The organism is Oleiphilus sp. HI0066, from assembly GCF_001635725.1.
On record NZ_LWFH01001353.1, the window covers coordinates 1 to 861 of the forward strand.

Below are 861 nucleotides of genomic sequence, written 5' to 3' on the forward strand. Positions count from 1 at the left end.
CACACAGCTTTTAAAGTATCGTCAAAGCCTGCGTTAAAGATTAGCTGTGTGCTATAAGGTAAATACTCAAATAGCGAAGCCATCGATTCAAAAAACAAAGGTGCATAGTACTCAATGCCGTGCGGTTTAATGCCTTCTTTGATGTCGCGTAGTATTGGCGCGCTGAAGCTTTTCTCATCGAACTGGTCTAGCCAACGATTACGAAATGCAAGCCTAGAAGCTCTGTCCCACGGAAATTCGTGCGCAGGCAGTAGTTCGATACTCTTTAGCTTTTCTTTGGATCTTTGCGTTTCTGGATCGAAACTTCGAAGGCTTTCAATTTCGTCGTCAAATAACTCTATACGAATTGGAAATTCGCTACCCATTGGGTAGACATCAAATATTGAACCACGAACTGCATACTCACCGTGCTCATAGACGGTATCGACATGGCGGTAGCCAACCTGCTCGAGCGAGCGTCGGTAATCATCGGGATTAAACCGACCATCTATTTGCAAAGACAGCGAATTAGCGGCAATGAAGTCAACGGGCGGCAAGCGCTGAAGCAGGGTCTGAACAGGCACTACCAATACGCCATTTTGCATACTGCGCAACGCCGCTAAGGTCGATAGACGCTGAGAAATAATGTCTTCGTGGGGAGAAAAATTGTCATAGGGTAAGGTCTCCCAGTCTGGAAGAATAAATGCCTTACCGCTTTCACTTTCGTCGCCTAAAAATTCCAAGGCCTTCACCAAGGCGTTTGCTTCTTGCATATCATTGGTAATGACTAAGGTCAGGCTTTTTTGCTTGTTTTGAATGATTTCGCTAATCAGATAGGGCTTGGCGTTTTGGTAGCAAGCGATACGATTAGCTTGTGACGTT

General features: G+C 45.3%; 1 pseudogene. It reads right to left on the minus strand.

Annotated elements, in window-relative coordinates:
* Nucleotides 1-861, minus strand: a pseudogene (locus A3738_RS31315) (transcription-repair coupling factor); the annotation flags it as partial.